Source organism: Roseicella aerolata (assembly GCF_020523605.1).
In the GTDB taxonomy this organism is placed as follows: Bacteria; Pseudomonadota; Alphaproteobacteria; order Acetobacterales; family Acetobacteraceae; genus Paracraurococcus; species Paracraurococcus aerolatus.
Window position 1 is genome coordinate 1 of record NZ_JAJAQI010000103.1, and the last position, 6,196, is coordinate 6,196.

The 6,196-nt window shown below is 67.5% G+C and carries 5 protein-coding genes; 3 read left to right on the plus strand and 2 right to left on the minus strand.

Features of this window, described 5'->3' with window-relative positions; translation table 11 throughout:
* The coding region (locus LHA35_RS27555) for a DEAD/DEAH box helicase (RefSeq protein ID WP_226614397.1) at window positions 1-1,703 on the plus strand (1,703 nt) is incomplete at its 5' end.
* 30 nt (window positions 1,704-1,733) lie between these two features.
* Here LHA35_RS27555 and LHA35_RS27560 read toward each other — a convergent pair.
* Window positions 1,734-3,710, minus strand: a complete 1,977-nt coding sequence (locus LHA35_RS27560; protein WP_226614398.1) for a DEAD/DEAH box helicase — start codon at window positions 3,708-3,710, stop codon at window positions 1,734-1,736.
* A gap of 338 nt (window positions 3,711-4,048) precedes the next feature.
* Between LHA35_RS27560 and LHA35_RS27565 the strand changes: the two genes are divergently transcribed.
* The gene (locus LHA35_RS27565; protein ID WP_226614399.1) at window positions 4,049-4,768 is read left to right on the plus strand and encodes an ArdC family protein; all 720 of its coding nucleotides are present in this window, start codon (window positions 4,049-4,051) and stop codon (window positions 4,766-4,768) included.
* Between the two features lie 525 nt (window positions 4,769-5,293).
* Here the strand turns inward: LHA35_RS27565 and LHA35_RS27570 are convergent.
* On the minus strand, window positions 5,294-5,899 hold the full coding sequence (locus tag LHA35_RS27570) for an HAD-IC family P-type ATPase (protein WP_456316097.1): 606 nt from the start codon (window positions 5,897-5,899) through the stop codon (window positions 5,294-5,296).
* Between LHA35_RS27570 and LHA35_RS29190 the strand changes: the two genes are divergently transcribed.
* Window positions 5,807-6,058 (plus strand): hypothetical protein, encoded by a 252-nt coding sequence (locus LHA35_RS29190; RefSeq protein WP_226614400.1) that lies wholly within the window; start codon window positions 5,807-5,809, stop codon window positions 6,056-6,058. The genes LHA35_RS27570 and LHA35_RS29190 overlap by 93 nt on opposite strands.
* Window positions 6,059-6,196: the final 138 nt, after the last annotated feature.

A 6,196-nucleotide genomic window follows, 5' to 3' on the forward strand; every position in this document is an offset into this window, starting at 1 on the left:
AGAACGGGTGGGCGCTCGCCTGCATGGCCCCGCCGGTCGGGCTACGCCCTCCCGACGGCGCCATGCAGGCGTTTCTCATCCAGATCGCCGCGCGTTCTCACCCTGATCGCCGCGCAGCACGTGGCGCCTTGGATCCCGGCGCGGGCAGCATCGGCTTTACGCGGATGGATGCGGCGGATCTCGCGGAGCTTGAGCAGGGGTCGGGCCTCCCTTGGCAGGGTGGTGACGCGCTGCGGGCGCTCGGCAAGCAGCTGCGCGCGGCAGAGGGGACGATCCCGCCGGTTGTCCTGCCCGCAGACTTTGTCGGCAGCCTCCGCCCCTATCAGGCACAGGGTGTGGCTTGGCTGCAGTTTCTGCGGAGCGCTGGATTGGGAGGCGTCCTGGCGGACGACATGGGCCTCGGCAAGACAGTGCAGACCCTGGCGCATGTTGCCATCGAGCGTGCTGCGGGACGGTTGGACCGGCCGGCGTTGATCGTCTGCCCGACCAGCCTGGTGCCGAACTGGGTGCGCGAGGCCGCCCGCTTCGTACCCACGTTGCGGTTACTCTCCTTGCATGGGCCAGGGCGAAAGTCCCGCTTCGGCGACATCGCGGCACATGACCTGGTGCCGACCACATATCCGCTGCTGACGCGGGATCACGCGGTTCTGACGGCGCAGGCGTGGCATCTCCTGGTGCTGGACGAAGCGCATACCATCAAGAACCCCAGCGCCGAGACCACCCAGCAGGTTTTGCGCCTGCAAGCCCAGCAGAGACTTTGCCTGACGGGTACGCCGCTCCAGAACCATCTGGGCGAGCTCTGGTCGCTATTCGACGTCCTGGCTCCTGGCTTTCTGGGAACCGCGCGGAGCTTCCGCAGCCGGTATCGCACGCCCATCGAGAAGCACGGCGATGCCGAGCGGCAGGCGGCACTGCATCGCCGCGTGCGGCCCTTCTTGCTGCGCCGGACCAAGGAGGACGTCTTAGCCGAATTGCCGCCAAAGACCGAGATCACCGAACCAGTGGAGATGCAGGCATCGCAACGGGCGGTCTATGAGGCCATTCGGCTGTCGATGCATGCCAAGGTCAAGCAGGCCATCTCAGAGAAGGGTCTGGCGCGGTCCGGCATCATCATCCTGGATGCCCTGCTGAAGCTGCGCCAAACCTGCTGCGATCCCCGCCTCTTGCCGATGGCGCTCGCACAAAAGGCAGGTTCGGCCAAGCTGGAGCGGCTGCTGGAGCTGCTGGGCACGCTGATGGACGAAGGACGGCGCGTGCTGGTCTTTTCGCAGTTCACCAGCATGCTGGCGCTGATCGAGGCCGAGTTGCAGAGGCGCAGCCTTGCCTATGTCCTGCTCACGGGGGACACGAAGGATCGGGCAGCCCCCGTGCGCAGGTTCCGATCCGGCGAGGTGCCGATTTTCCTTATCAGTCTGAAGGCTGGCGGCGTGGGGCTAAACCTCACGGCGGCCGACACGGTGGTGCACTACGATCCCTGGTGGAATCCAGCGGTGGAAGACCAGGCAACGGATCGGGCTCATCGCATCGGTCAGGACAAGCGGCTCTTCGTGCACCGCCTCATCACGCTGCAGACCATCGAAGAGAAAATGGACATCATGAAAGCGCACAAGCGTGCGTTGATCGCCTCGATTCTCGAAGCCGAGCGCGGAGCTGCGTTGCGCTTGACCGAAGCGGATGTCGAGGAGCTGTTTGCAGCCATGTGATGTCGGCCACTTGGAAGAGCGGCTCGGCGCCTAGGGAAGCCGCGTATGGGCTCTGGTGATGATGGCTGCTTCTTCCGTGCCGGTGGAGCATCTCGACGCTCCTCCGGCCCGAGCCCGAGCCGCGGCGGGCCGCCCGACGGGCGGCTTCCACTCCCCCCGTGGCCTTATGCGCCAGCCATAGCGGTGATCGGCCTCCAGGAGGTGCAGGTGGTCGCGCAGCCGGTTGCGGCCGAGCCATTCCACCGCGGCCTCCAGTTCGGCGAGCGACATCGTGGCCCGGCTCTTGCCGCCCGTCGCACGCTTCAGCGCGGCGTTGTAGGCATGGTAGAGGCCGTCGCCGCGGCCGGCCGGCATCAGCGTGTGCGCAAGACCATCGGCCATGTCCTCCACGGCCTGGCTCGCCACCAACTCGCCGAGCCGGGCGCGCAGCCGCCGCTCCGCGACGGAGGGAGCTTCCAGCAGATCACCCTGCGGGTCCGGGGCCCGCGCCGCGGCGAGCCCCGCCGCGAGGTCCGGCCCGGGTCGCAGTGTCGAGAGACGCAGCGCCAGGGCGTTGCTCTCGAGCGGTACGATGGCGCTGCGGGCGCGCGCCTCGGCAAGCTCGTCCTCGAGCCAGCCCGGGATCGGCAGTCGCGGCTGGCGCGACGGCTTGGGCGGCGCCGCGCGCGTGCCCTGCTCGCGCTCCATGCGCCACCGGAAGCGCGCAAACAGCGGATCGTCGGGGTGGAAGACCGTCGCACGCTGTGCCTCGTAGGGGCCGGCATTCGGGTCCACCCGCGTCGCGCGGGCCACCATCTGCTCGAGCCAGGGGCGGGAGCGGATTTGTGTGAGTGCGGCCACCACCGCGACCTCCGGCGCGTCCAACCCCTCGTAGGCCATGGCGACGGTGACCAGCACCGAGGGCTCCGGCGTGAGGCGAAAGGCGGCGAGCGTCTCGTGCGCGCCACGCTCTTCGGAGACGGCCAGCGCCAGGGTGCCGGCCTGGTGCGGCGGCACCCAGCGGCGCAGCGTGTCGAGATAGCGCCGCGCCTGCGTCTGGTCGGGTGCGACGACCAGCAGCTTGCCGAGGCCGCGCGCCGGCTCGCCCGGCGCCACCGTGAGGCGGGCACGCCGCTCCGCCCGCAGCCGGCGCGTCGCCTCGAAGGCACGGCGCAGCAGCGCCTCGGCAAAGCCGGTGCGCAGAGCGGTAAAGAGCGCAGGCCGGGTCGCCTCGTTCGGCGCCGGGGCGCGCAGGCGGTGCGGGCCAAGACGCGGCCGCTCGCCCGTTTCGGCCTCCGGACCGAGCCAGCTCGCCTCTCCATCCAGCGCACCAAAGGAGACCGGCAGTACGGCGCGCTCGGACAGGGCCCTGGCACGGCTGTAGCCGATCACCGCGAGCCCAGGTGCGGCGAGATCCACCTCCTCGCGCCCACCGGCGGCGCGGCGATAGGGCAGGCCGAGGATGCGCCGGCCGTCAGCACGCTCCAGCGTGCCGGAGAGCAACAGGCGGACCGCGGCCAGCGCCAGCAGCGGCTCGATGGCCGTCGACCATCCGGCTGCGTCGTCGGGCGCGGTCATGCCGTTGTCGTTGGCGCCGACCGCCGGCAGGTGGTGCACCTCGTCGACCACCAGCAGGTACCGGTGCCGGCGGAACTCGGCGAGGTGCAGGTCGGGTGCGGCCGCGACACCCTGGTACGTAGTTACGTAGCCCGCAAGACCGCGGCAGAGGTCGGGGGCGTTTTCGGCAGCGCGCACCGACAGCGCGTGACCAAGCGCTGCCCTCCAGCCCGGATCGGCAAAGGCTTCTTCGGCCTGCAGGCGCAGGCTGTCGCGCGGCACGACCCAGCAAACGCGCTCGCACACCCCGGCCTCGATGAGCGCCTGCGCGGCAAGGACCGGCAGCAGCGACTTGCCGCCGCCCGGGGTCACGGCGGCGAGGATGTCGTGCACGTCCCTGGCCTCGCCGCAGGCGATAGCACGCACCACGGCCAGGGTCTCGGCCTGGTGGCTGCGAAGCCGACGATCCATCAACGAACGACACCCTGCCGCGGTCAGGGCTAGAATCCTGATTCAACACGGAATCCCTGTCGAGCCCTGACCGCATCCGGCCGCGCGATCCTGCTGGACTGTGCCGCGGCCTGCCGCTCGCCAGCACAGCACATGCGCCGCGGACGCGGCCTGATCAGGGGCGCTGCCCCTCTCGCGGTGCAAGGCGACCTGCTGCGCAGGCTGCGCACCGGGACCGTGTTGGCGCTCTGCGCCGGCCCGCACCGCTCCCGGCGCTCCGGCCTTGACCGCTCCACCCCGCGCTCGCCGCCGCGGGGCTCGTCTCCCGAAAGCTGTTCGCTTTCGGAAGGATATGAGCAATGAAGCGGTTCACAGGGTCTGCGGCGCGGGTCGACCTCTACCAGCAGGTGACGGATGCAGTGATCGCCGAGCTGGAGCTTGGCGTGAAGCCCTGGAAGCGCCCCTGGAAGACCGGCGGTACCGGCTTGCCGCTGCGGCACAACGGCGAGCCCTATCGCGGCATCAATGTGCTGGTGCTGTGGATGGCCATGGCAGCCAGGGGGTACAGCTCACCCACCTGGATGACCTACCGGCAGGCTGCGGCACTGGGCGGGCAGGTGCGCAAGGGCGAGCGCGCCACCGCTGTCACCTACACCAACATCTTCCATCGCCAGGAGGAGATGCCGGACGGCACCCAGGAGGAGCGCAGCATCTGGTTCCTCAAGAGCTATGCCGCCTTCAACGCCTGCCAGATCGACGGCTTGCCGAGCCGCTTCTACCCGAGCGGGGGCGACGCTGTCGCCGCACCTATCGAACGGATTGACGCTGCCGAGGTCTTCGTTGCCAACACCGGGGCGGTGATCCGGACCGGCGGCTACCAGGCCACCTACGCGCCGGATGCCGATATCATTCAAATGCCGCCTCGCGAGGCCTTCGTGTATCCCGAGGCCTACTACGCCACCCTGGCGCACGAGATGGGGCATTATGCCGTAAGCTGGATTATGCCGCATGGCCGAGTTCGGCGGCTGCTGCGTCTGCTGTCGGCCATGCGGCAGTTCGGCATAATCAGAGCGCTTTGAAGAAGGCGAGTATGGGGTGGCAAGCTGCCCGACCGCTTCTGGGCGCCCAAGCCGGGAAAGCGGCCGTTCAGCAGGCTACTGTACTTTGACCGCAATGCGCCCCCTTTCCGGCCGTTCGACTGCCGCTTGCGGCGTCCCGAAAGCCGACATTGCTCACGGCGTAGCCAAGCGCAAGCCGATTACTTCGGCGTATATGTTCGAATCCCACCCGGTCCGCCACCTTGAACAAAATGATTAATTTTGAGAACGGCTTACCGCCCAAACGCCGCCGATTTCCCTCCACAGCCCGAACTGGCGCTTCGTTGAGCGCCCGAACATCTTGATTTCAGTACCCATTGTTTACTCAGCGGTTATCTAGTCGCTCAACTCTGCGGCGGCTGATCAGCAACAGTGCCGCAACAACGGCCATATCTTCGTCGGTCGGTTTTGGACGGCACATAACAGTTATCTTTCGTGGAAACGGGACCACAAATCGCACTTAAGATGAGTCCGTGATGTGGCACTGCCTAGAAGATTACATGCTTGTCACAGTTTTTGGTGGCTGAGGCGCAAGGCATTCAGGACTACCGTGAAGGAAGATGCAGCCATTGCAGCCCCGGCAAGCATCGGCGAGAGCAGTATCCCGGCAAAGGGATAGAGGATGCCGGCAGCTACCGGCACACCGATGCCGTTGAACAGGAAGGAGAAGAATAGGTTCTGGCGTATGTTCGCCATGGTGGCGCGTGCAAGCCGACGGGCGCGGACCATGGCCGACAGATCGCCATTGGTCAGGGTCAGGCCGGCGCTCTCGATGGCGACATCGGTGCCGGTGCCCATGGCAACCCCCACATCGGCGGCGGCAAGGGCAGGCGCATCGTTGATGCCGTCGCCCGCCATTGCCACACGGGCGCCCTTCGCCTTGAGTTCGGCAATGATGCGCGCCTTGTCTTCGGGTTTGAGATCGGCGTGCACCTCGTCGATTCCGCCGATCGCTTTCGCAACGGATTGCGCGGTCCCTTTGCCGTCACCCGTCAGCATGACAATTCTAAGGCCCCCGGCGTGAAGCGCCGCAATTGCCGCGGAAGCAGACGTCTTGATGGGATCGGCGACAACGAGCAATCCGGCGCACCTGCCCTCAATCGCGACGAGCATGACCCCCGCACCTTCCGCGCGCCGTCGCTCGCCCTGTTCCCTAATCTTACTGTGTCACTTGCTTCTTGGCCGTATACGCTGTTTCTGCAGGCAGCAGGGGCAGCGCGGGAGGAGGTGGACAAGGCCGACGGTGAGGCGGCGGCGAATGCTGGCGATTGAGTGCGGCACGTGGCGCTCAGGCCGGACCGGCACCGCGCGGCTGGAAGCCTTTGGATAGCGCAGGTGTCTTGAGCCGCCGCGCGGTGAAGCGGGATTGAGGGGGGAAAAGGCAGCGCTCGGCCACGAGGAAGCCGTAGG

What these genes read in the sequence shown, in the direction of transcription:
- LHA35_RS27560 (WP_226614398.1), bottom strand. Translation starts at nt 3,710, where the DNA reads ATGGATCGTCGGCTTCGCAGCCACCAGGCCGAGACCCTGGCCGTGGTG.
- LHA35_RS27565 (WP_226614399.1), top strand. Translation starts at nt 4,049, where the DNA reads ATGAAGCGGTTCACAGGGTCTGCGGCGCGGGTCGACCTCTACCAGCAG.
- LHA35_RS27570 (WP_456316097.1), bottom strand. Translation starts at nt 5,899, where the DNA reads ATGCTCGTCGCGATTGAGGGCAGGTGCGCCGGATTGCTCGTTGTCGCC.